This window comes from Paenibacillus sp. R14(2021) (assembly GCF_019431355.1).
Taxonomy (GTDB): Bacteria; Bacillota; Bacilli; order Paenibacillales; family Paenibacillaceae; genus Paenibacillus_Z.
This window is the reverse complement of sequence record NZ_CP080269.1, coordinates 892,347-917,101: the sequence shown is the minus strand read 5'-3', so window position 1 is coordinate 917,101 and position 24,755 is coordinate 892,347. Positions and strand designations below refer to the sequence as shown.

Sequence of the window (24,755 nt, the reverse complement as noted above, 5' to 3'; positions counted from 1 at the left end):
TATTCCTCTATCGCGGCTGCTCAACGTTCACTGCCTCCTTCTCTGATATACGAATGAGTAATCCTTCAGGTGAACGGACGTGGAATTGCACGATGCCGTCCTGTTCCGAGCATTCGTCCGCCGTAACACTTCGCTCTTGGAGCTTCCGGTATGTCTCGTGAATGCGATCCGATTGCAGCGAATAGTACGGGATGTCGCTCATGCCGGCAATCGTGCGGCAATGAACCTCTTCGGACATCGCGATCATCGTGACGATCGTCTCCCCGCCGCCGACAGTCAAGTCCGCCCCTTGTCCCCAATGATGGTGGAGCTTGAAGCTGAGCATGCCGACATACCAGGCAATGGACGATTCCAAATCCCGAACGGGCAGGAAAACAGCCAGCACGCGGTGGAACATCGGGGGCAGCGGGCCCTCGTGCGGCGTATGGTACAGGGAGCCTGCCTTCTCGTGACAAATGCCGATGACGTTTCCGTCCGGGTCTTCCATCTCGGCGACGTTCATATGAGGATCGAGCATCACTTCAGACGTACGTACGCCTCGCTCCCTCAGCCAATCGAGGTGCAGGTCCTCCCAATGCGTATAAAAATTGAAGCAAGGCACATGTCCATCCAAGTGGAGATGTGGCCTCGGCTGGAACGGAAGGACCTCCGTCAGCGTGAGCAGCGTCTCGCCCCGGTGAACATGCAGGTCGATTTCCCGGCCGCGACACCGGTGAATGCGGAATTCCAGTTCGCTCACATACCATTCCGCGGCGCGTTTCACATCCATAACTGGCAGGATGACACGGTCGATACGCTCAAACATCGGCGGATTCCTCCTTGATCGGAACGTAAACCCAAGCCTCGTCCGGCCAAATTGGGTTAGCGAAGCGGTATTCCTCCCAGAACAGCGCATTCTTGTCCGGAATCTTGCCAATTTCCGATAAGTAGGCATACGCCGCTTCATAAGGGTCACCCTTAGCGCGGACGACAACATAGTCGTGGGCGGGGTCCGAGAACCCGATCATGCCGCCCGGCACTTCATCGATATCGTCGACCTCGAGGCAGTGGCTATACGTAAACAGGACCTCGGATGTAAAGCTAATGCAGGCGAATTGCTCCGGATCGACGACGTGCCGAATCTCACCTCGACTTTTCATAAATTGCAGTCGAACTGCTTCTATTCTCTCGGGTTCATGATTGGCGAATGCTGACGTGCAGGGAATTCCGACGAACTTCTTCTCCTTCAACTGGACCAGCCGAATTTCCACGCTCATCTTCAAGCCTCCCCTTGCTTCTCATTCATCTGTAAGGTGCCCCACAGATTGCCCTCGGGATCGTAAAATTTCAGCACCCAGGCAAAGCCGTCGTCTTGATAGACTTGAATCTGCGCCCCGGCTTCCATAAGCCGATCATGCAGCTCGTGAATGCGTTCCGTCCGGTACAGCAGCACGGGAAAATCCACGCCATCCACCTTAAAATGCGCCGCCGTGTCGCTCGTTGTTTTCCACAGCATAAGAATCGGCCCGGCAGGAAGCGTCAGGAACGCGATCCGGTCCCCGTCCCTCCTCGTAGGCTTGAAGCCCAAGTATTCTGCGTACCACTTGATCGCCCGGTCTATGTCCTTTACCGGGATTTGCGCATGCTCCAAAGCTTGCAACATTCCTTAACCTCCTATTCTTGCTTTCGATAAATAGACGAACGGGAGGGAGGCAACCATACACGCTCGCGAGCAACCAGAAAAAATATTATCCGGTGATCATCAGCAGATTGCCCTCGGGATCGCGGAACGTGAACGAGAGAAGGCCGCCCGGCGTCGTTCGGATTCTCGCGATTGTCGATCCGCTCTCGTAGAGGTCCAGGTACGCTTGATAAATCCGCTTCGGATCGTGCCGGCGGAACGCTTCCGTCACTTTGTCGAGCAGGCGGGATTGCGGAACCGAGATCAAAGCGGACGACGCGTCATCGTCCGGGCCGAGTCCACGGGAAACGAGTTGACGCAGCCGGCTTCGTGCACGGGAGAGTGCGACCTGTACGGCAACCTCCGTGGAATCGATGCAGTTCGCCGTCTCCTTCGCCGTAAATCCGAAGACGTCGCAAAGAAGCAGGATCACGAACGGCCGGGGCGGCAGTCGCCGAATGAGCGTGTCGAGCAGCTCGCGGACGGCATACGGAGAATCGTCCCGATAGGCCGCCGTCTCCGGCGATACCGGCATTTCGGGGAGCGGCACTTCCTGCCGCTTCCGCAGGCGATCGATCCAGAGATTGCGGGCCGTCCGCAGCACATATGTTTTGGAGGGGCGGAAATCGGGGTCCTCCGTGCAGCGGCTTAGCAGCTTGGCAACAACCTCTTGGGCAATGTCTTCGGCTTCCCAGACTTGAGCACCCTTACCGCATAGCGAGCGGCAATAGCGAAGCAGGTCCGGCCGCAGCCTGACTAACCAATCCGAATGGTCCATCATAGATTAAGTCTCCGTATTTGGGGATTTAGGCCATGCAGGCCTCTCATTGCGAATATATATTCGCCTTTTAAATGGAATTTTTTTTATTATAAACAAGGAGTACCCAGTTTCCTGGATTCACGATCTAGGGTTTTGGCTGCATGAATGGGCGCAATCGTTAGCCATTCCGGTCATAGCGCAACTTGTTGCGTCATGAGCGCGTTTTTGATGAATCTTCTACGGATCTGTAGCTCTATGCCTTAGCTCTATGATAACTCTGTGGCGCTTTACTAACTTTACATCACTGCTTTCTTCTACAAGATGATTACGGACAAAAACCAAACACCTCATCGAAAAAAATTATGCGGTAACCATAATCTGATTCCCTTCCGGATCTTCGAAGAAAAAGGTCGGTTTTCCATCTATGTATTTCAACTTGCTTGTATCTTCGTTTGAAAGATTCAAACGGTTCTCGTCAAGAGGCTCCGAGGGAAGTACGCTTTTTCAATTTGTCCCTCTACGTTTTTAGGACAATTGTATATATGTAGGTATTACTGAGTTCTCTAGAAGGATCCGATTTCACTTTCAATAGGGCATCCTGATCCAGATATTTCTATTACCAATTATTGGGTGATATATTTGAGCTATAGCTGTATATTTGCTGCTTAAGTTGTTGAATATCATTGGGTCGCTGGAGCATAATCATTCCCCTCTCTCCAGGCGGTTAAGGGCGGGCTGACAGCACTGGATCCTTCAATTGTGGTAAATTTACCCAAATATAGAATAGCGAATATATGTTCGCTTGTAAAGATGCGTTTTAGAATTTTATTTCCACACATAACTCCCTCTATGGAGAAACGTTTTGCTCCTAAATACTCACGTATTCTTACAATACAATCTGACCGTAACGGTGTGTACCAGATAAAATTCATGTAGAACTGAATTGAAGATGAAGAATGATTGAGCGGCCGTGAAGCCGGCTACTTCCAGCTCCGTGCCGTCGGACGGGCGCAATTGTAGCCGCTGAGTGCTACCACAATCTTGGATAATCGAAAGAAGTTAATATTTCCGGTTTTAGAATTGATAATAGCAGCCCAATAGTGACCTTTTGCAAACTTATCTCGGGAATGAGATGAAGTTCTTGTCATTTTAGGAAATGAAGTATGTTCTTGTCACCCGACACGATTCGTTTATTAAATATTCTGGCATTATTAATAATTTTCCGCTCCCGGTCGCGGCATGCGGAATCGGAATGTGCCGAAGAAAAACCCCTTCTTCTCGCAAAAAACAAAAAAGCTCTGCCGCTTTCGCTGCAGAGCCATCATGTTTCACCGTATTCAAAGTAACTGGTATATATGCCAGATACCTTGCCGTTCGTGAAGGTCACGTAATTGAAGCCTGAATAACCCCAAGTTTCGACGGTAATGCCGCCTCCGGATATTTGGCTGGTCGAGGACGGATCTCCCCAAGACAACCTAACCATATCCTTTGTCATGCCGCCGGATATTTTTCCTGCCTTTACCTGCGCCCAAACCGAAGCCGACCATTTGTACTTCTTCATCGGATCGTACGTAAAGAAACTCTCCCCGTATACACGTCAGACTGGTGCATTTATCTTACCTGCCGGGAGAGATAATGTTCTTATCACTCGACTCATGGCTGGCAACTGACTCTTTAAACGGCTTACCTTGAGCAAGCTTCGTCGTAACAGCTCCTCAGAATGCCTCGTTCGCCCTTTCCGCTCCGCGCAACTAAATTTGGCTTATTCGAATTGAACCTTCACACTGAACGGTGGGGGCAGTGGATTTCAGTTGAATCCGATATAAGTTATCCCCCCATGCATCCCGCATGATTTCGTCCTCTAGTGCAATTTTCTCTGATGAGACTGCGTACATCTCTCTGTTATACTGGATACTTACCTGATTGCCATTCTCGTCCTGTAAAATCATGCTTCCGGCCTCTTCAAACTGAGGAGAGTGTGGCGTCATTAAGTTCAATGTAATATCATCTGTGACCTGCTCTAAGTGGTATTCATCCTTGATTTCGACATAAGGTGAGGAATCACGAATAAGCCGAATGGTCCGTATCCAGCTTCTAATCTTGGCTGACTCCGAATAGGCTGCCGCGATGTTCAATGATAGCGATGCAGCTCTATTATCAAGGACATACTTCACATCCGTCGCTCTATACTGTCTTCCATTCATTTGACCTATCCCATTTACAGCTGGCACATTGTGATAGCCAGATTGCATCGCCCAAATCGTATATCGTTCAGTGAAGAATGATTTGGACGTATAGGTCAATACGCCTGGGTCAATAATCATCGGAGAACCATTGCAATATACGATGAATTGTCCAATATCATTGTGATTATGGCTTTCATCGTTATGTCCTCCCTTGGCTGCAAGATATAACCCCCTGATTGAATCCTGTTGCTCTCTTGCCACCATTAGTTGGATGCCGTCAAGCCATGCATCTCTTATGTAAGGAGATTCTCCCGTAAATTGCTCTATTTCCGCATAATGAAACAACGCCGGAAGCACGCGAAACATGGCAGGAAACTCGAAATTAGTGGCTTCTTCGCGCCGTTTCTTCAGCTCCAATGCACCTAATTCGGACAGCCGATCATCTCCAATACGGCGTCCAAACCGATAGGCGAGCTCCGCGGGGATCTGTACCTTAGGCGTACTGTCCGCAAAATTAACATAGAAGGAATCATCAATAAAAGCCTTATAAATATAAAGGCCAATCTGCCCGATCTTAGGCTCTTGGTATACATTAATCTTTCCGTCCGTGGCGCCGTAGAGCAGCTCCAGACAGTCGAATAGCGTTCCTCCACCGTATATCCAATACTTTGGCCCTTCCTCGCAGCCCCCGTCTGAATGAAGTCTGTCGATATAATGATCCAGACTGCGCATCGTCTTGATCACCGCTGCTTCTCTACGTTCGGGGTCATCCTCCAAGAGCAAGAATACCGATAAACAGTTTGAATTACACCACGGCGTCCAATTGTTGAGCATTCGTTCTTGATTAAACCCCATCCACCAGAAGTCGTTGCGGTTAAGAAAGGGATCAAGAATCCTTCTTTTTACCTCAAGCTGTATTCGCTCGCCGATCATCACACTAATTGCATTCAATTTGGTTTGGATCAGGTAGTATGTCCAGGCGAGCAGCGACGCCGTTTCAGCCGAGAACAATTCAATCACTTGATCGGATACGTCCGGCAGCGGGTCTTGCCTCTTCATCATATAGCCATGCCCCGGAATGCCCCAAAAGGTTTCTTCACATATACACCAAATTCCGTTAACGATATCATCCATAAACCGCCCTTGGTTTTCGATACATTCTGCGATGACTAGAGAGGCCAGAGCTCGCCTTCTCGCCCACAATGCATTGTCATATTTATTACGATTGCCTGTTCGGTTATATTCCATAAAAGCAGTAGCGGTCAACGCTCCCCATGAATGATCGAGCTCTTGAACGCCTTTGTTGATCCAGAAGTCTCTTAAATTAGACGGAAGCTCATCCCACTTATTGCGATCTTCGATTGTAGAGTACGGCTTGTAATTGTCCCTAGAATGCAGTAAGTCTCCAAGGGTTTCATTCACATATCTCTCAGCTAACATCGGAGCATCGACCTCTTATTATCGTATAGTGTGGTTCATGTATTTACTTATAGTTCTCCCTTTAACAATAAATCCCTTTCCGTTCAACAAGTTAATGGCAAAAGACAATAAGAAGTTATATCCATAAAATAAAAAATCCGCTTAAATCGCGGATTCAAATGGATATGTTCTTTTCCTCTTACAGTGTTTGAACAAACCTAAAGGCAGCCGCTGTCGGCTGCCTCGTCTTGAAATACTCATTTCCCAGTACAATCAGTGTCTAGGAGGGCTAAAACATAGCTGCATGAATTGCTTTTTGGAATTCTATATTGCCTTCACCGTATTCGGCAATAAGTTCGTGTTTTTCGGCATCCGTTATGGCTAAACTTACTGAGATACCAATTGCAATACGTATTAGCAAGAAAAAGTTCCCTTCGTTCATTTTGATACTAAGCAATCCTATCAGTGATTCGGAGTGGATAATACAGGGGATTTGTGGTTACTTAGAATTTATAAATTGTAGACAATCAATTCCGAATACGGTAAAAGACTTTGCAACAAACTGCCACTTCCTTTAACGAACAGGCCTTAATTGCTCAAGCACGCTTGAGCATTGCTGCCAACCCACTAAAAACCTTAGAACCGCCCCGAGCTTACTTCCTCGCGCTCGCGCTGACGGTATTCTCCCGGCGTCAAATTCGTCCATTTCCGGAAAGCCGTCTGGAACGCACTCGGCTCGGAGAAATGCAGCAAATAAGCAATCTCTCCGATCGTATACTCCGGTTGTGCCAAATAACGGATAGCGAGCTCCTTGCGAACCTCATTGGCCAATCGGTTATACGAAGTATTCTCCGCCTTTAGCCTTAATTGCAGAGTTCTAGGACTCATCAAGAACTCTTTGGCCGCTTCCTGCAGGTTCGGAAAATGGGACGGCATGCATTCGATGATCCACATGTTCAGATTGCTCGTCAGTACGGAGTAACTTGAGGTAAGCTTGGCTCTAACCTCCTCGGCCATCGCTTGAAAGACATCTAATAGCCGCGTATCCGAACCAATAATCGAATAGTCAAGTATCTCTTTGCTTAACCGTAGCGAATTGACTTTCTGATTAAATAGGGGAATAGTCCCCAATACAGCCTCATACTCTTCGTTTTGCGACGGCGAGGCGTGCATGAATCTAATCTCTTTAATGGGGAGAGGTCGACAGCTTAAAGTAAGCAGCGTCTGATAGAAGGATGCCGTCATACACTCTATAAAGTGCCGGCCGGGATCTTCAAGCGAGTTGCTGAGAAACATGGAAATGACGACATCCTCACTCTGAACCTCAATGTCGACGTTGAAGCCACTGCAATCGATGAAGTTATATCTCTGATAAGCCGATAGCGCTTTTCCCAAAGTCTTGGAATGCAGCATGACATAGCCAAGAACCCCTATATCAGAAAGGCTCAAACGCTGGCCCTGATGAAGCCCGAACATGTCATCACCGGTATATCGGGCAGCTGCCTTGACAATACGTTCAAAGTCACCCTGAACTATGCGAGCTTCCAGGATTCGGAACAAACCGGCATCCATCCCCGCGTAAGCGCAAAAGGAATCCCAATCGTACCCGCCAAGCGCCATCGTCTTCATTATTGGAAACACAAGAGACACGGATACGTGGTCCCTGATCATTCAACCTCCTCCTTCCATTGCGTGAATGATCAACTTTTTCGCGTGTTTCATCATTTTTTTATCCTGCCTCCGGACTTATTATTGCAATATAACTAATCATATCATCATAGAGGTGTAATTATGAAGAATAACATTGCAGTAATCATCGGACACCCTTATCCAGAAAGCTATTGCAACGCGCTAGCACAAGCCTATACGAAAGGTGCAGCAAGCAGTGGAGCGGATGTTCGTGTCATTGATCTCGGAAAGATCCATTTCGATCCCAATCTGAAGTACGGCTACCATAAGCGGACGGAATTAGAGCCTGATTTAGTAGCTGCGCAGGAGACGATCCGGTGGGCAGATCATCTTGTATTCGTCTATCCTAATTGGTGGGGCTCGATGCCGGCGATCATGAAGGGCTTCTTCGACCGGGTGTTTCTACCAGGCTTCGCCTTCAAATCCAAACCTGATTCTTTACTGACCACGAAGCTGCTTAAGGGGAAAACCGCGCGCCTCATCGTGACGATGGATACTCCACTCTGGTACTACCGTCTATTTTTAAAGAGGGCCAACCACCTTATTATGAAGCACAACATTCTGCATTACATCGGCATCAAACCCGTAAAAATCACCGAGTTCCCAATGGTTAAGTTTAAGACTAAAGAGGTGCTGGATCAATGGTTACGGAAAGCCCAGGGACTCGGAGCTAAAAGGGTTTGATCGCGGAAAGCAGATGAGATGCGAGAACCCAAGCCTAGCTTGGATGTATTCTAGCCAAATAAGACATCTCGTATAGCGCATAAAGCCGTTGAATCTGCGTCAACTGGCTCTAACAAAGAAGAGTTGAACAGTTGTCTTCAACCGTCGGAACAAACCTTTCAAGTGCAAAAACGTCAGCCGATTTAGGCTGCCGTTTTTGGTTTTTTTTATAAATTGTGGCGATCAGGTTGGATTGAATAGATTTGCAATGTAGGCACTTTTGTCATTGGACATGTAGTAATAAAGTACCATCTGAGAAATAGGTTGTCTTTGGTGTACTCGAATTAGGCTCCCCTGCGATTTTCGCGACATTTTAATGAGATAATATTCTTGTTACCCGACAGCTTGGCATGTATGCTCGTTAGTTTACCGAAGATTAGGCCGGCTGCCGTTTTGTCTGGTTGAGCTTTAGGAATAACAAACAAAAAACCATCATCCAATGTTTTGAATGATGGTTTTTTGTATCTTCGACTAATAACTTCTCGGCATCCGACCTACTGGAAAAACTCTCTGAACAGCTTAATGGCGGCTTGCGGGTTCTCCTCCATGATCCAATGTCCGGTTTTTTCCAGCTTCACCGTCTTTGAATTCGACGCATGCTCGCTTAAGAACTGCTCCAGCATGCCGTAACCGGACACGCCGGCGATGCCAAGTACGGGCACGGACAGCGGTTTGTACGTTTTCAGTGTTTCGATATCGTCCCTGAACGTCTTGTACCATTCGTTCCCGGCGCGAAGCGCATCGGGCTGGGAATAGGCCGCAAGGTAAACCTCGCGTTCCTTCTTGCTGAGTGCATCCTTGGTGTAGCCCATATAATCGTAAATCCAATTATAAACGAGATTCAGCTGTTTGCCCTGCAGCATCTGCTCCGACAAGCCCGGGATGGTATTAACGGCAAACCACCAGTAGAACTTCGTGCGTTCGGGGTTGCTTTCGTCGTACACGCCCGGCGGCGGCAAAAGCGGGATTTTCAAAAAGTTCTCGTTCGGATGGGAAGCATCCATCAGCACGACTTTCTTCGTGGCTTGCGGGTAATTGGCTGCATATGCGTACGCGATCGTCGCACCGATATCATGTCCGGCGATGTTAATGCTCTTGTAGCCCAGCGAGTTGGCCAATTCATAAATATCCTTTGCCATCGTCTTCTTGTCATAGCCCGATTGCGGCTTGTCCGAGCTGCCCATGCCGCGGTATTCCACGACATAAACATGATAGTTCTTAGACAGCTCCGGCATCATTTTGCTGAACGAATACCAGGTGACGGGCCAGCCCGGCAGGATAAACAGCGGCTCGCCCTTCCCGCCCTCGACGTAATGAAGCTTGACGCCGTTCGCTTCCTTGTAGACGTTCTTGAAGCCCGGAAGCTCTTTGACGAGCTCCTCGTCGGAATAGGCCTTACCGGTTGTTGGCTTATCTGCAGTGGATAATGCCACATTCTTCGGATTAATATCGGCGGCGCGCTCGCCGTCTTGCTGATTGCCGTTTCGCGCGCAGGCCGAAAGCAAAAGCAGCATAGTTGATGCAATGAGCAGTATTGCCGTGCATTTGGCCGGCCATCTCGATTGGTTCCCGAACATCGAATTCCCTCCTATATACATTTTATCGCTTGACTGAACAGAGTCGCCTCGTACAATTTCGACGCATTTCCTCATGATGAAACGACGGCTCGTCCTTCGGGTTACGGTATACTGTAGTTTAGTCAGCGATTTTACTCACTTGATCTTCTTGGCTAGAGTCACCATTTAAGCAGCGGAAGGATTAAACGCTCGTTTTTCTAACCTCCCTAAAATAATTTGGCGTATTTCCCGTATCCGCTTTGTGCCCGTTTGTCCTTCGGAATAGCTCGAGCCCAAGGGCTTCACTCGTTCTTGCACTTATCTTACCAAGGATGATTCGAGTGCCAAATCTGTTAAAGGTCATGAATATGCATAAAAAAAAGCATCGCCTTCGGTCATTGCTCATGACTATTTTCATGCGCAATGCCAAAAGTAATGCTTCTCGTACTCGCAGCTGACTAGAAGGGCCGAATAGGGGCTGTCCCAAAAGTGAATTTGTGACAACCCCTCTTATTAGAATCATTCATTGCCTTGCGGAAATCTTTCCGGTACGTCAAAACGGCCTGGATTCGTAGAAACGAAACCCGGGATCACTCTTCGCTGCGCGTCTCTAGAAGCAACGGAGACGGCGATCAAGGCCTGTCCCAAATCGGAAGTCGTAACCCGCACCGTCACCGAATCAAGATCGGGAAAAATGTTATCGAACGTATGCAGTTGATCAGGGGCGACAGAAACGAGGCGCTGCACGTAAAGCACTTGCTGGGACACGCCATCCGCGGCATTTAAAGCATGAAAAACTTCAAGCAGCACATTGCCCGCGGCCGTTCCAATATTCGCGGCGCGAACGGTCAATGATTTCATATCCCTTCCTCGGTTCTCGATAGCTCCGGTTGAGTAAATAGCCATGTTATCCCACCCCTACGCAATTCCTTCCTTCATACCATTATATGAATCTCGCGATCCTTCTGATTAGGCACCGGTGTACCGAGTCATACTCCGAAAACCCTCTAATAGCACAGAAAATGGCGTCATAGGGTTCTATCCCTGTGGCGCCATTTGCCGTTTTCTGTCCTTAGCAGCCTGCTTCGCAAACCAAAGCTACTCCTTATCTTATCTTGGCCAGCGCGTCTCGACGGCCGGCAATACCGGAAAGGCCGCATGCGGCTCCGCTTGATACCAGTACGCGACCGACGAAACATCGTCCGTCCGTTCGAATAAAGCACGGCTGTTATGGCCCATCTGCTGGATCGTCACCCTCAGCTCATTCTCGAACCGAATCGGATCCATCAGATGCCAGCGGTACAAGCCATGCATGGGAACGCTGTCTTCACCGAAGATATCGCTCCGCGTTGTATCTGTCTTCGAATAGTAAGGATAACCCAAGTATGGCGTATTGTGTGGCACCTCGACGATTTTGCCGTTTCGCTTCTCATAGAAGCACCAAGCTCCGCCAAAATAATCCTCAGTGCCCGTTCCGCAAATGGTCGGCCACTCCTCGTCTCCGTCCATATAGAATTTAATTTCGCCTTCTCCCCACCAGTAACGTTCCAGTGCTGCCCATGCCAGATAAGTGCCTACATAGTGACCCTTACCTTTCACATGATCAATAATGGTGAAATCCTTCGCAGCGGACGTAATGTTCTCCCTTCGCCACTGCGCGTGGAAATAGCCCGCTTCCTCCGGCAGTTCATCGACAAGCGTATAGTTGAACTGATAGAAGAAGCCGCCAATATCTGCTGCATGCTCATTCTCAATCGTGATTTTCGCTGACTTGCGGAATGGCATCGGGAAGTAACAGTTCATGCCACCGGTCGGATTAACGGCGATCGGCAAGGAGTTGACCAAGCTTCTGGCACCGAATCCGTTGCAGAAGAAATCGCCGAGAGGGACTTCCACCGAAGGCGTCTTCGTCATCCCAATACATGCGAATGACCAAATCTCGAAGGACAAAGTAGCCCTTATCCGTCCGATCCGTCACCGTGATCCAAAAGTGCTGAATGACCCCCGGACCGTCCACGTCTATGAGCGTGACCGTCTCGCCTTGCTTCAGCGTAATACATGGCTTGCCCTTCCTGGCGATGTCAAGGTTACTGGCTTCCTTCCCGCCTGCACCGACTTCGCCCTTCGGGTTCTCAGCACTGATGGAACGTGTCTTGGCGTTCGTCATTAGCGGTGCAGTCGCTAATCCAAATCCTAATCCATGATTTTGCAGCATGATATCCAACCTCCATTTATGATTCGTTAGACATTCAAACTAGACCGATTCCCGCCCGCAGCTGCCGGAACGCTAAGCGGCGTGCTGCCCGTGGGAACTTCATAATTGCTATGCTTGAAGCACAGCACTTGATGGTCGCTGTTCAGGTGAAGCATGCTCGGTCTGGTCGAGCGGCATATATCCTTCGCATAAGCGCACCGTCCGGCGAACTTGCAGCCCGCCAGCGCATACTCTTTGCTTTCTAGATCAGGGAGCGCCATCTCCTGGTCCCATTTCTTGCCGACCCGCGGGATCGATTCGAGAAGCAGCTCGGTGTATCTTGATTCGCGGTTCTCATTGTGAGAATGAAGCGCTGAGTCGCCGGGTCGGTCTCAAAGATGGCATCCGTATAAAATAGATTCATCGGTGCATAACCGACAGGGAAAATTGATGTGATAGATTCGGGGGCGTTAATGCGACAAAAAAAGCGCATGCGAAGAGCGGGTAATTCCCGATCTCACAGCGCTGGAAAACAATACAACTTCTTGTCTTTTGGAGAGGTCGGGGGTTGGTCACCCCCTCCTACTCGATTAACATGTATTTATGTGATCGATTCGTCTTTTTTCTCCTCGATGAAGCCGCTGATGCTCTCTTTGCGACGGGCATTTTTGGACTCGATACTCTGCTTTTCATCAGCAGTAATTTCATCAGCATGTTCATCGAGATAATCCTCTGCTTCATGCAGATTCGCTATGGTGTGGTCTATAGCATTCTGGATACGAGCTGGATTATCCTCACGATTGTCTGGCTTAGCCATAATATTGTTCTCCTCCTTGGTGATATTTTTAAAATCCTGTAATAAGATTTCTCATTACCTAATTAATTATTCACACTCCATATTCATTAGCAGTTGTTTCATTTCATGTAGCGATATTCCAGGAGATTCTTCAAATTCGAGATTTTCTGCAGCATCTTCTCCCCGACATTGGTTTCCCTCACCAGCTTCCGCTCCAGTTCTTTGTCCACCAGCCTTTTTACAGACAATACGTCCGTTCCGTTACATAACACATCTTCTTTTGAAATAAATTTCTGATGGGCAACGAGCTGCATGCCGAAGGAATTATACAACAAGGTATATCCGGCGATGCCCGTCGTGGATTGATAGGCTTTGGAAAAACCGCCGTCGATGACAATCATTTTCCCGTTTGCTTTAACGGGACTCTCTCCGCGAATTTCTTTAACCGGCGTGTGTCCGTTAATGATATGTCCATGATCCGGATTCATATCGAATTCCTGCAGGATTTTCCGGCAGATCGCCTCATTTTCACGCAATTGGTAATAAGGGTTCTTTCTCTCCTTATAGGTTTCTTTATCTTGGATAAAGTACCGTTCAAAGGTGGTCATTTCTCTCTTTCCAAAGAGCGAGGAACATTCCCCTGTCCAGATGTACCATACCATATCCGTAGCTAGATCATCCGTCTCTTCCGGATGCGCAAAGGCGTAACGTAAATAATATTCAAAGACATCGAGCAGCTGACGGCCCGAATACGTCTCGTCTTCAATCTGCATTTCTTCCATGTTTCCTTCTTCATCTAGAGGAATACAGCCGTGAAACAACAAATTCCCGTTGTATTTTAAATAAAGGCTGCCCTTTTTCATAAGGAAATTCATATGTCTAGCCAGCTTTTCGGAATGCTGAACGGAGAACAGCAGCTTTTCCATCACCTGCTGTTCTTCCTCGAGCAATTGTTCAGGCTGCTGCGGATTTACGGTTGCGAAACAGGTGTTTTCCAGCGGATACGTTTTTCCGCCGATTTTGATTTCAGTTTTGTCGTAATCGATCTGCTCAAGTAAAAGCCTTTCAGACATATTAAAGTATGGGCGTCTCTTGATAATCGGGATTTCAAGCTTAAACTGAATCATGGCAATGGCTTGATGAATTTTGGTAATCTGCAGGATTTCCTGCTCCGAACCGTTATGGTCGGTCTGCAGCTTCGGTCTAAAGGCCGGATTGTCATTATAGTATTTCTCCGCCAAGTTCAGCAGTGGGCGAAGATTGATGCCATATACGTCTTCGATGATGTCCAGATTGTCGTATCTGGCGCTGATCCGGATAATATTCGCAAGGCAAACCAGGGAACCCGCATAGGCGCCTATCCACAGGACATCATGGTTCCCCCACTGAATGTCTACAGAATGGTAGTTGATCAGCGTGTCCATGATTTTATCGGGGTCCGGCCCGCGGTCATAGATATCTCCGACCACATGAAGATGGTCGACCACCAGGCGCTGGGTCGTATAAGCAAGGCCGATAATGAGCTTGTCCGCCTGACCCAAGGAAATAATTTGCCGGTATATTTCCTCATAATAAGGGTCCTTATTGTTGGTCGAATCCGTCTTGTATAGAAGCTCTTCTACAATATATACAAACTGCTCCGGCAGAGCATTACGCAATTTCGATCGCGTATATTTGGAAGAGGCATAAGAGATGAGCTTAAGCATATGTTCAATCGTTTGTCTGTACCATCGGTTCAAGGCTTGTTTATTGCACAGGTCTCCTTTAACCAGCTGTATTTTTTCTTCCGGATAATAAACTAACGCCGTAAAATCATTGATTTCATGATCCGTCCAAACCCCACGGAACAAGACTTTGATTTTATCTTTTACGGTACCCGAACCGTTTCTTAGCACATGCTGAAAAGCCTGGAACTCCCCATGCAAATCACTGACAAAATGCTCAGTTCCCTTAGGAAGATTGGAGATCGCTTCAAGGTTGATGATTTCTGTTACAACTTTTTCTTCCGTATCATACTTCTTGGCCAATAAATCTAGAAACTGCGCATCCAAAACAGATGTCCCCCTTCGGCTAGCCGCGTACGCGTACCTTTAAGCTTAGTATAAACAGTTAAGGGAAAAACATTAGTTTCCGAGGTTCCCTTTGGTACGCTTACTAACAGCTATTATAACTGAAACTTCCCACGCTTTCCTGCCCGTCAGGGACTAGAGTAAAGGGATCCTCATCAAACCGTACGTGAGGTTTTCCCTCATACGGCTTTCCGATGTTCGTCATTCATGAGCGTGCAGACTACAAGAGCTTCTTCAATCCATGTAATTTTGCCAAATACTTTACCTCTGAATAGGACCCTATCCATCTCGCTCGTTGCCGTTTCTTCGCATACCATCTTGTGAACCGCTGTAGAATATACCAGTCTAATTTGGCTAATATCCGTTTACCGTAAAACGTATTATAGTAATTTCGCCAACCTTGGATCTTGGGGTTCAGCCATGCAACGTGTTCCTGGAAAGCGTACTTTCGCATACTTGGTGGCGCTAAGCGCTCCTTCACCACTTCGCGAATCCGCGCTTCCGCTTTTGAAGTTAACCATTGCTGTGTTGAATAATACACTCGTGCTTTGGACGTTTCTGCTTTCGTTCTGCGGTGATGCATCCCCAGAAAGTCAAAGCCTTCTTCACCTGTCCATAAACCAACAATCCGTGTTTTGGTCGGATGCAGGGTTAGCTCCAATCGTTCCATAATCCTCTGGATGAGTTCATAGGCACGCATAGCGTCTTTTCTGGTTTTGCATACGACCACAAAGTCATCTGCATATCGCGTTAATTCTCCACATTGTTTCCCATGGCGTTCCCACAACAGATCGAAGTAGTTCAGATAGATATTTGCTAGTAAAGGCGAAATCACTCCGCCCTGTGGCGTGCCTAAATCCGAGCGCCGGACACTTCCTTCTTCCATAACTCCCGCAACAAGCCACTTTCTCACCAATTTCAAGATACGACGATCACTGATTCGCATGGCGATCAGCTTCATTAGCTTCTCTTGGTTGATGTTATCGAAGTAGCCTTGGATGTCGACGTCGACCACCCAATTTCCTTTGCGGTTGCATGCTTTACGGATTCGTTCCAGCGCTTGTTTGGCCCCCCTTTTCGGGCGAAAACCGAACGAGCATTCTTGGAAATCTGCTTCAAAGATAGGTTCAATGACAAGCTTCGTTGCCATTTGCATGACCCGGTCACGAATGGTTGGGATGCCGAGAGGCCTCTGCTTTCCATCCTTCTTGGGGATGTACTTCCTTCGAACAGGCGAAGGGTGGTAGTCTCCTTCTTTCAGCAGTCCGTGGCACTCTTCTATGAACTGAAATTCACCTTGCCTCTCAATGTCCGCAAGGGTTTGTTCATCCACACCCGCTGCACCTTTGTTCGCGCGCACTCGCCTCCATGCTTCCCACAGAATATCCCTTCCATAGACCTTGTCATACAAAGCATGGAATCTTCGTTTCTTGTTTTCCTTGGCCGCATGACCTAGCTTCTCTTGGAGTTGTTGAACGTTTTCTTTTGGTGTTGTTAGCCCTTCGGCATTCACTAACTCGTACCTCCTCAAGAAACATGAACAAAGCAGGGCTCCTTCCCTCCGACAGGTTGTGTTGTCCTGTCGTTCCTCAGTACTATGAGCCCCTCGGACTCCCTTCCTGCAAGTTGATCATTTCATCTTTTGGACTTATAGACCACTTCGTTACGGTTTTTAAAAAAATCCGTGCAGGGGAGGGTCTCCCCAGTTCACTGTATCCTCTTTCATACCATGCCGATCCCCTTACGCCGGAGGATTCTTCACTGCCGCTCCAAGTTCGTAGCAGTTTCCGTGGCCTTCACCCATTAAGCCGAGGTTCGGCTTCCTCTTGTCCCTCTTGCGAGACCTTTTTGACGACGCGGCAGGATTCACTTGATGTTACGGCCTGGTATGTCGCTCGCCTTGTCTCTGACAAGACTTATGTCGATGCGCTTCTACGCAAAGCTCTCGCCGTACGCAGGCATCCTAGCTACATGGGGGCTTGGCCCCTCCCACGACCGGACTTTCACCGGCTAGAAGATACATGCCTCTGGGCACGCGCTTAACGAAAACGGAGTAGCTGCCTCCGGCAAGCTACTCCAAGGTGCGTTGAGCTATCGTACCCGATAGTCTAACCGTTAGAGGAATCAAGTTCTTCCGATGAAGGTGGCTCAAAAATTTGTATCCATTCTTTAAGTCTTGCTTTTGGTATGAAAAAAGTTCCTTCTGTATGCATATCATTTCTAGCTTTTAGACGTTCAAATAACACTTCTTCAGGCACATCAACAAAATGAATTTTAAAGCCAGCCCCTAAATTTTTGGCTTTAGAACGAAACTCGTCTCGTTGACTTCGAATCCAGCATCCAAAATCCAGAATGACATCAACACCAAGAACCAAAACCCTAGCCGCCACATCCCACATCAGTGATTCCACTGAATCATGTCTAGAATCATGCTTAGCTTCGTCAGATTCCGTCATGTTATCTCCGAAATCATGCCCAAATAAACGGATATGCCATTCATCGGGAGTAAGGCGAAGTGCGGAGTATTTCGATTCAAGTTGCCGTGCCAGCGTAGTCTTACCGCTACAAGGGAGACCAACCATTAAATGAAGTGTCGCCACGTGATTTCACCTCCTTATATAAACGGATATTAACAGATTGTTTTACATTAATCAGCCCGTTCCCGATTTTCCGGCCTCTTTGTTCGGGGGAAACAGATAAACAGGCAGCTGTTGCGATATAGAATCTACCAGTGCCCCATTAGACGTTATCCGACTTTTTTCTCTTTGCTGCTGTTTCCAATTACCTACCACTATATTTACACAGCCATAATAACCCGTTACGAAAGTCTCTATTAAATCAAGGAATTTTAATCATATAATATATCTGTTAAATTATCAGAATTTAATGTTAATTATGATTTTTTAACTTTTTATTCATAGTTCCATTCCTCCTGAAAGAAGGTGGTTAGCAGAAATCCTTTCTCTTTCATCTTAGACCTGCGAAAGGAATAACCAATACTTCGATTATCAAGGAGATGGAAACCACGTGAATTGGAAATCTTTCCGTAACCATTTAACGATCGGACTAACTGCTCTTCTCGTACTCACGAATTCCATCCCGGCTGCCGCTGCCTCGGAAGACCTCGTACAACCCAACATCGTTTCTGCCGTGTCCCCAGACACCGTAAAAGCAAAAGTCGACCCCAAGGTTACCAAACAATTTGACGATGATGAATACGTGACTTATTTGATTAAAATGAAGGAACAAGCGGACCCTATGCGCGTTTCGTTAGAGGCCAAGCAGAAAGCGATGACAGAAAAAGTCACCCCGGCTGCTGCCAAACTGTCCATGCGCAATGCGGTTATCAGCTCCTTGCGTGAAACGGCCTCCCGCACCCAGAGCTCTCTCGAATCCTACTTACATAATGCGAAAGCCGCAAACGGCGGCGTGAAAGACTACAAAAGCTTCTTTATTGTCAATGCGCTATCCGTCACATCCACCAAAAAAGAAATGGAGCAGCTGGCATTACGTCCGGACATTGATGCCATCCTGCCCAATCAAGAATATTTTCTTGATAACATCCAGAAAACAAAAGAACCGGCTGAACCTCATGCTGGATCCGCAGCTGCTAAAGCAGCAGTGCCTCATACGGCCAACGTGGAATGGAGTATCGACTATGTGAATGCTCCTCAAACTTGGAATATGGGCATCGACGGTACAGGAATCGTTGTAGCCAACCTGGACTCAGGCGTCGATTATACGCACCCTGCTCTACAGCGGAAATGGCGCGCATACAACGAGTCGGGTCAAATCGTACATCCCGAGCTCAGCTGGTATGATGCCCATAGCCATACCGCGCTTCCCGAGGACAATGAGGCTCACGGCACGCATACCATGGGCACCATGGTAGGCTCTGAAGCGGATGGCAGCAACCAGATCGGTGTCGCACCCGGCGCAAAGTGGATCGCTGTTCGTATATTTAATCCCAGCACGACGGATGCCATCATTCTGGATGCCGGCCAATGGCTCCTTGCCCCAGTAGACAGCGATGGAAACGCACATCCCGAGATGGCGCCGGATGTCGTTAACAATTCCTGGGGAGGCTGTACGGGCATCGATGAATTTTTCCGGCCGATCGTACAAGCATGGCGTGCCGCAGGGATTTTCCCCGAATTCTCTGCAGGTAATGTCAATGAGTGCAATCCCGGCGGACCCGGTTCCGTGCCGCCTCCAGGCAATTATCCGGAATCGGTTGCTACAGGCGCAACCGACATCAATGGAAATATCGCTAACTTCTCCTTGCGAGGTCCTTCTCCATACGGCGAATTAAAGCCGGAAGTGTCTGCTCCAGGCGTCAACATCCGTTCCTCCGTACCTGGCGGGGATTATGAAGGCGGTTGGAACGGCACCTCCATGTCTGGTCCGATCACGACCGGTATTGCAGCCATGCTGCTTCAGGCTAATCACTCGCTTACTGTCGACCAAATGGAACAGATATTAGAGAACACCGCTACGCCTCGAACAGACACTCGCTATCCTGAAAGCCCGAACCAAGCTTACGGATATGGCATTGTTAATGCACTTGATGCCGTAAATTCCGTTCTTCACGGCTCAGGTACGGTTTCAGGGGAAGTCAAGACACCCGGAGAGGACACGCTTGCCCCTGTTCTCGAACATACCCCGCTTTCTCTTGTGTACAGCGGCAGAGATGCGAAAATATCCTTTACTGCCTCGGACAATATCGGTGTCACGCAGATCGAAGTATTGGCTAGAGTCAAAGGAACAGACGACTATGTAAATCTACCGGTCACGAATATTTCCGGCAATTATCGTTCTGGCCAATATGAAGCACCCCTACCTGACAATCTCAGGGACCCCGCAGGACTGGAGTATTATATTTCAGTCAACGACTATAGCGGCAACCACGCAGAGACGCCTGTTTACCCCGTCGAGGTCTCCAGCGGAATTAAGCCTGGCTATTTGCAGGATTTTGAAGGGGACATTACCGGCTTCGAGAGCGGAGGCGTCAATAATTCATGGGCGGTAGGCGTGCCTAAATTCGGTCCAGGAGCCGCTTATTCCGGCACCAAAGCTGCCGCCACCAATTTAGGGAAGTCTTACCCAGACGGAGTGAATGCGTATTTCCTAGCTCCTCCGATCGACTTGACCAATAGCCCCGAAGGAGCCGTTCTATCCTTCAAAAGCTGGTATAACTTAAAACAAAATAACGATTTCGTTAAAGTTTACATCGCTACAGATGAAAATGAAAATTTTGTAGAGCAAATGAGTTTTACCGGCACAGGCGACCAGTGGAAAACACAATATCTCGATCTGCGCCCCTATGCCGGTCAAAGAATCCACCTTCTATTCAACATGTTCACGAGCAACTTCGGCGGCTTGGACGGCTGGTATTTCGATGATCTTGCTGTACAGCCTCCCGATTCGTTACCGCCGGTTTCTCCGACAGATCTGACAGGAACGAGCGATTCAGGCGGAAACGTGAACTTAACGTGGGAAGCGTCGATTGACGAGGACACGGCGCAATATGAGGTGTATCGTTCTACCGATAACGCAGCGTTTACCCCGATTGTAATGACGAAACTAACGTCATTCACCGATACCAATGCCGTCGGCAGCAGCACCAACTATTATCAAGTAGCTGCCGTCGATTACAGCGGAAACACGGGTGAGCCCTCGAGTGCGTTCAGCATCGAGATGCCTGAAATTGTTCCCGTATTCGCTGATACCTTCGACGGATCAACAGACAATGACTGGACGCATAGCGGAATCCATGATGAGTGGGAACGCGGAAATCCTTCTTCACAGGGGCCGGGCAGCGCTGTATCTGCACCGAATGTATGGGGCACCCGCTTAAATGGCGGTTATACGGAATCCAGTGACTATTCATTGGTCTCCCCCGTTATTGATTTGAGTCAGGTGGACCAAGCATCCGTCTACTTCAGCAATTGGTATAGCTTGGAGAGTGGATGTGATTTCGGCCATTTTGAAATTTCGCCTGACGGAGGCACAACATGGACCGAGCTTGCTGTCTTCAACGGCATCTCCAGCGATAATCAGTGGGAATCATTCGCTTATGACCTCACTCCTTATATCCACCAACAGGTTCAATTCCGTTTCCGCATGCAGACCGATTCATCCGTCGCATGGGAAGGCTGGTATATCGATAACTTCAAAGTTATCGGCACTAGTACTCCTGCGGAGATCATGCAATCCAATCATGTCTATGACGGCGTCCAGCTGCCAAAACCTACAAATGCCGGGCCGGCATATTCCCTTGCAGCAACTGACAAAGACGACTTCATTCCGGGCCAGCCCTTGAACGTTGTGACGCCGCAAAGCTTACCAGCGAGCGCAACGGTTACGGTATTGGAAACCGGTCGTTCCGTAAGAACCGATCCGAGTACGGGGCATTTCTCCTTTAACCACGTGGCCGGCGACTTTAATCTGAAGGCGGAGGCTTATGGCTACTATCCGCAAACCAAGCCGGTGACGATAGCCGACCATGGCAATACCAATGTGGCGTTCAACCTAGAGGCGATGCCTCACGGCCGGATCACAGGCGTCATCTCGGATGAACGTAATCACCAGCCGATTGCCCATGCGAATATCATCGTCATGGAAGACGCTAACATCATGCCTGTTCAAACCGATGAGAACGGTGCATTCTCGCTGGATGTGCTTGAAGGCACTTATACACTGGCCGTATCGGTTGGCGAATACTATGGAACGCAAGTGACCGTGACGGCACCTGCGAACGGTTCAGTTGAAGCTAACGTGACGCTCAAGCCGTTCATCGGCATTCCGAATGGCATCAGCTATGACGACGGAACAGCTGAAGATGCTTACGCTTCCCGCGTATCAGGGTACACGTGGGCCGTTCGAATGACGCCATCGGCGGGTGCCGCGCAAATTTCAGGTGCTTTATTCAAATTCTGGGATTCGACATGGCCTGATCCCGGCGGCACGAATTTCAAGTATGCGTTGTATGACGCAAGCGGAAGCAATGGATCTCCCGGACGTCTGATCGCAGGTCCATACGAAGCAGAAGCATTGCGCGACAACAATTGGACGAGAGTCGAATTCCCATCCCCTGTTGTTGTTCAAGGCGATTTCTATATCGCCTATATCCAAGAAGGCACTTATCCGGATACGCCTGGGCTTGGCGTGGATAAGGACGGTCAGAGCGCGCTTCGCAGCTGGCGGATGACTGAAGGCTTGTGGGTCTTGGCGCCTGCAGGTGAAGGAAACTATATGATCAACGCGCTGGTCACAAACGAAGTAAAAGCACCTGTCATCACTTTGCCTGCCGCGAACACGTATACGAACGAAACCTCGATTGAAGTAACCGGACTTCTGCCCGTTGACGGGTCGGCAGTAACCCTATATAACGGAGCTGCCAAAGTAGGGACCGTGTCGGTCGAGAACGGAAAATTTACAATACCTGTCCAGCTGCAACCAGGAAGGAACAGCTTGACTGTTGAAGCTGATATTTTGGGGAAAACGACGGATCGCTCCGTACCTACCGAGGTAACGCTTGATGTTACAGCTCCGAGCCTAACACTAGCTGCTCCAGTCGACAACTTCAAGACAAATCTAGAAGCGTTGACCGTCTCAGGAACAACTAGCGATGCGTTCTTGAGCGAGTTAAACGTCAATGGAGAATTGGCGAATGTGAGCTCCGAAGGTACGTTTACGCACCGTATTCTGCTTGATCCAGGCACGAATATCATCCATGTCACTTCGAAAGATCTTGGAGGCAATGAAACAACGGTGACGCGTACTGTCTATTTGGATTTAAGTTCATATGCGATTAGCGAGATTACCCCAGCGACTGATGTGACGCTGAATCAAGGGGATACGCTGCCTGTATCCTTCAAGAGCACCCCGGGCTTGAACGCCGCATTCCGGATCGAGCTGCCAAGCGCTCTTCAAAACACGAAGGCGAACGAAATCGCAATGATTGAAAGCGCAACTACGCCAGGCCTTTATGAAGGCAGCTATAAAACACCGGATACGCTGATTCTCGATGGCGGCGTCATCGTTGTTCATGCTTGGGACGACGCCGGCAATGTAACAGAGGCCGTCGCTTCGGGCAAATTGTTTGTAAACATCGATTCCCTGTGGGAAATCGTGAATCAAGCCAAAGATGATTTCCAAGCGAATATTTCCAACACAACGAATCTGAACGAAGCAGTACTCACCCTTCCAACTACACCTGGCATTACGTACAAAGTGACGGGAAGCAGCAAAGCAGAATTCATCAATAACGAGGGCGTATTGGTTAAACGGCCGAGCAGCAGCACAGAGGTTGAATTGACGGTAACAATCGCTTCTGCGGCGAAACCAGCCATTAAGACAACGCTTAACGTAAAGGTGACTCTTACAGCTCCGAGCAGCGGCGGTAACAACGGCGGTTCAGTGATTATTGTTCCTCCTGCTCAGTCGACTAATTATTCACTCGCAAACGTGATAAACAAAGGACAAACACAGCAGCTTGTTAAGCCTGATTTGAAAACGGACGGAAACAAAGTCATCGCAGCCATTTCCGACTCCGACTTGCAGCAAGCCTTGAAAACAGAGCCTGTTGCCGTAATCGTTACAACCCCAGCGACCGCACAGCAAGCGCAATTGAACCTGACTGCAAGCCAAGTCGAACTGCTGTCCAAATCCAATGCAGCCAATTCCATCGTCTTCACGAATGAAACTACAGCAGCTGCACTGCCAGTTCGGATACTTGCCAAGGCACCTAAAAATGCCGGCATTCAAGTGACTTTATCAAGCGCGGAACAGCAGCGCGCAGCATTCACGAATGCAGCCCTCGGCATAACGGTGCTTGGCACACCGGTTGCATTTGAAGTCAACAGCGTTCAAGGCACGGCGGCGGTACCTCTACAGCTTTCAAGCAAGGATTTTGTTAAACAGTCCTTTGTTCTTGCTAAGGACGCAGACACCAAATCGGCTGGGGTACTTTACCTCGGCGGTCACACGGTGAGCCCAGCCCCTGCAACGTTTACCTTAAACAGCGACGGCACAACAACGGTTACCGTAACCCGTTCCGGCTATGCTGCTTATGCGGTAGTCACTCGAACAATCGCTTTCAACGACATCGATAACGCGATGGAAAAAACGAAAATCGAAGCCCTTGCTAGCAAGCTGCTCCTTGAGGGAACATCGCAAGCGACGTTCTCGCCTAGCGCTTCGGTGACACGCGCGGAATTTGCAGCGATGCTGACACGTGCACTTGGTCTTCAAAGCAGCACTGAACTGCCGTTCAAAGATGTGACAGCTGACAAATGGTATGCGGACGAAGTAGGCGCAGCCTATCAAGCCGGTATCATCACAGGGCTTGGTAAGGGAAGCTTTAACCCGAACGGAACCATCACGCATCAAGATTTGGCCGTTATGCTGGAGCGTGCTGCCGGATTGCTGGCACTGAAAGCAGAGCACCCAGCAGGCCGCGCTGATTTTGCGGATGCCGATGACATCTCCGATTACGCGAAGAACAGCATCCAAACAGTCACGGAAATCGGACTGATGAAAGCCAAAGAAGTGAACGGCGGCTTCTTCTTCTCGCCAAAGAAGTCAACTACCCGTGAAGAGGCAGCGGCAGCCATCTTCAATTTGCTTCAGCAATCCGGTTTAATCAACTAATCGCTTCATGAGGCCGTCTCTTGTCCATGTGATTTTGAAGCTTGAAGGT

Annotated in this window: 18 protein-coding genes; 2 read left to right on the top strand and 16 right to left on the bottom strand. The window is 48.7% G+C overall.

The features are described 5' to 3' along the window. Positions 1 to 7 precede the first annotated feature (7 nt). From KXU80_RS04495 to KXU80_RS04465, 7 genes are all read right to left on the bottom strand, one after another. On the bottom strand, positions 8 to 805 hold the full coding sequence (locus KXU80_RS04495; RefSeq protein WP_219837086.1) for a VOC family protein: 798 nt from the start codon (positions 803 to 805) through the stop codon (positions 8 to 10). Then, on the bottom strand, positions 798 to 1,256 hold the full coding sequence (locus KXU80_RS04490) for a GyrI-like domain-containing protein (RefSeq protein WP_219837085.1): 459 nt from the start codon (positions 1,254 to 1,256) through the stop codon (positions 798 to 800). Before KXU80_RS04490 ends, KXU80_RS04495 begins: the two co-directional genes overlap by 8 nt. 2 nt (positions 1,257 to 1,258) lie before the next feature. Beyond that, on the bottom strand, positions 1,259 to 1,642 hold the full coding sequence (locus KXU80_RS04485) for a VOC family protein (RefSeq protein WP_219837084.1): 384 nt from the start codon (positions 1,640 to 1,642) through the stop codon (positions 1,259 to 1,261). A gap of 85 nt (positions 1,643 to 1,727) precedes the next feature. After that, positions 1,728 to 2,441 (bottom strand): RNA polymerase sigma factor, encoded by a 714-nt coding sequence (locus KXU80_RS04480; protein WP_219837083.1) that lies wholly within the window; start codon positions 2,439 to 2,441, stop codon positions 1,728 to 1,730. A gap of 1,730 nt (positions 2,442 to 4,171) precedes the next feature. Further along, on the bottom strand, positions 4,172 to 6,046 hold the full coding sequence (locus KXU80_RS04475) for a heparinase II/III domain-containing protein (RefSeq protein WP_219837082.1): 1,875 nt from the start codon (positions 6,044 to 6,046) through the stop codon (positions 4,172 to 4,174). A 268-nt stretch (positions 6,047 to 6,314) separates the two neighbouring features. Continuing rightward, entirely contained in the window at positions 6,315 to 6,467 is a 153-nt protein-coding gene (locus KXU80_RS04470; RefSeq protein ID WP_219837081.1) for a hypothetical protein, read from the bottom strand. A gap of 194 nt (positions 6,468 to 6,661) precedes the next feature. Continuing rightward, positions 6,662 to 7,696: an AraC family transcriptional regulator gene (locus tag KXU80_RS04465; RefSeq protein WP_219837080.1), complete on the bottom strand. Its 1,035-nt coding sequence runs from the start codon at positions 7,694 to 7,696 to the stop codon at positions 6,662 to 6,664. A gap of 120 nt (positions 7,697 to 7,816) precedes the next feature. On the opposite strand from KXU80_RS04465, the gene KXU80_RS04460 reads away from it, so the two are divergent. Further along, positions 7,817 to 8,398 carry an NAD(P)H-dependent oxidoreductase gene (locus tag KXU80_RS04460; RefSeq protein ID WP_219837079.1) on the top strand — a complete coding sequence of 194 codons (582 nt, stop codon included), beginning with the start codon at positions 7,817 to 7,819 and terminating at the stop codon, positions 8,396 to 8,398. Positions 8,399 to 8,931: 533 nt separating this feature from the next. Here the strand turns inward: KXU80_RS04460 and KXU80_RS04455 are convergent. The 9 genes from KXU80_RS04455 to KXU80_RS04420 form a co-directional block, all read right to left on the bottom strand. After that, a complete protein-coding gene (locus KXU80_RS04455; RefSeq protein WP_219837078.1) occupies positions 8,932 to 10,014 on the bottom strand; it encodes an alpha/beta fold hydrolase in 1,083 nt (360 codons plus the stop codon). Positions 10,015 to 10,512: 498 nt separating this feature from the next. Continuing rightward, the gene (locus tag KXU80_RS04450) at positions 10,513 to 10,899 is read right to left on the bottom strand and encodes a hypothetical protein (protein WP_219837077.1); all 387 of its coding nucleotides are present in this window, start codon (positions 10,897 to 10,899) and stop codon (positions 10,513 to 10,515) included. A gap of 204 nt (positions 10,900 to 11,103) precedes the next feature. Then, complete coding sequence (locus tag KXU80_RS04445) at positions 11,104 to 11,907, bottom strand: glycoside hydrolase family 172 protein (RefSeq protein ID WP_258171247.1); 804 nt, start codon at positions 11,905 to 11,907, stop codon at positions 11,104 to 11,106. Continuing rightward, positions 11,810 to 12,208, bottom strand: a complete 399-nt coding sequence (locus tag KXU80_RS27840; protein ID WP_258171246.1) for a hypothetical protein — start codon at positions 12,206 to 12,208, stop codon at positions 11,810 to 11,812. The genes KXU80_RS04445 and KXU80_RS27840 overlap by 98 nt, the downstream gene beginning before the upstream one ends. 26 nt (positions 12,209 to 12,234) lie before the next feature. Further along, the gene (locus KXU80_RS28350; RefSeq protein WP_374987774.1) at positions 12,235 to 12,501 is read right to left on the bottom strand and encodes a hypothetical protein; all 267 of its coding nucleotides are present in this window, start codon (positions 12,499 to 12,501) and stop codon (positions 12,235 to 12,237) included. 287 nt (positions 12,502 to 12,788) lie between these two features. Continuing rightward, positions 12,789 to 13,004, bottom strand: coding sequence for a small acid-soluble spore protein Tlp (gene tlp / locus KXU80_RS04435; protein WP_219837076.1), 216 nt, complete (start codon positions 13,002 to 13,004; stop codon positions 12,789 to 12,791). Positions 13,005 to 13,102: 98 nt separating this feature from the next. Then, on the bottom strand, positions 13,103 to 15,034 hold the full coding sequence (locus KXU80_RS04430; protein WP_219837075.1) for a fructose-1,6-bisphosphatase: 1,932 nt from the start codon (positions 15,032 to 15,034) through the stop codon (positions 13,103 to 13,105). Between the two features lie 238 nt (positions 15,035 to 15,272). Continuing rightward, a complete protein-coding gene (gene ltrA / locus KXU80_RS04425) occupies positions 15,273 to 16,565 on the bottom strand; it encodes a group II intron reverse transcriptase/maturase (protein ID WP_219837074.1) in 1,293 nt (430 codons plus the stop codon). 595 nt (positions 16,566 to 17,160) lie between these two features. After that, positions 17,161 to 17,652, bottom strand: a complete 492-nt coding sequence (locus KXU80_RS04420) for a P-loop nucleotide/nucleoside kinase family protein (protein ID WP_219837073.1) — start codon at positions 17,650 to 17,652, stop codon at positions 17,161 to 17,163. Positions 17,653 to 18,079: 427 nt separating this feature from the next. On the opposite strand from KXU80_RS04420, the gene KXU80_RS04415 reads away from it, so the two are divergent. Continuing rightward, positions 18,080 to 24,706: a S8 family serine peptidase gene (locus KXU80_RS04415; protein WP_219837072.1), complete on the top strand. Its 6,627-nt coding sequence runs from the start codon at positions 18,080 to 18,082 to the stop codon at positions 24,704 to 24,706. Positions 24,707 to 24,755: the final 49 nt, after the last annotated feature.

Excerpts from the sequence above, each read along its gene's own strand:
- KXU80_RS04495 (WP_219837086.1), bottom strand. The coding sequence starts at position 805 with ATGTTTGAGCGTATCGACCGTGTCATCCTGCCAGTTATGGATGTGAAA.
- KXU80_RS04490 (WP_219837085.1), bottom strand. The coding sequence starts at position 1,256 with ATGAGCGTGGAAATTCGGCTGGTCCAGTTGAAGGAGAAGAAGTTCGTC.
- KXU80_RS04485 (WP_219837084.1), bottom strand. The coding sequence starts at position 1,642 with ATGTTGCAAGCTTTGGAGCATGCGCAAATCCCGGTAAAGGACATAGAC.
- KXU80_RS04480 (WP_219837083.1), bottom strand. The coding sequence starts at position 2,441 with ATGATGGACCATTCGGATTGGTTAGTCAGGCTGCGGCCGGACCTGCTT.
- KXU80_RS04475 (WP_219837082.1), bottom strand. The coding sequence starts at position 6,046 with ATGTTAGCTGAGAGATATGTGAATGAAACCCTTGGAGACTTACTGCAT.
- KXU80_RS04470 (WP_219837081.1), bottom strand. The coding sequence starts at position 6,467 with ATGAACGAAGGGAACTTTTTCTTGCTAATACGTATTGCAATTGGTATC.
- KXU80_RS04465 (WP_219837080.1), bottom strand. The coding sequence starts at position 7,696 with ATGATCAGGGACCACGTATCCGTGTCTCTTGTGTTTCCAATAATGAAG.
- KXU80_RS04460 (WP_219837079.1), top strand. The coding sequence starts at position 7,817 with ATGAAGAATAACATTGCAGTAATCATCGGACACCCTTATCCAGAAAGC.
- KXU80_RS04455 (WP_219837078.1), bottom strand. The coding sequence starts at position 10,014 with ATGTTCGGGAACCAATCGAGATGGCCGGCCAAATGCACGGCAATACTG.
- KXU80_RS04450 (WP_219837077.1), bottom strand. The coding sequence starts at position 10,899 with ATGGCTATTTACTCAACCGGAGCTATCGAGAACCGAGGAAGGGATATG.
- KXU80_RS04445 (WP_258171247.1), bottom strand. The coding sequence starts at position 11,907 with ATGACGAAGACGCCTTCGGTGGAAGTCCCTCTCGGCGATTTCTTCTGC.
- KXU80_RS27840 (WP_258171246.1), bottom strand. The coding sequence starts at position 12,208 with ATGCTGCAAAATCATGGATTAGGATTTGGATTAGCGACTGCACCGCTA.
- tlp (WP_219837076.1), bottom strand. The coding sequence starts at position 13,004 with ATGGCTAAGCCAGACAATCGTGAGGATAATCCAGCTCGTATCCAGAAT.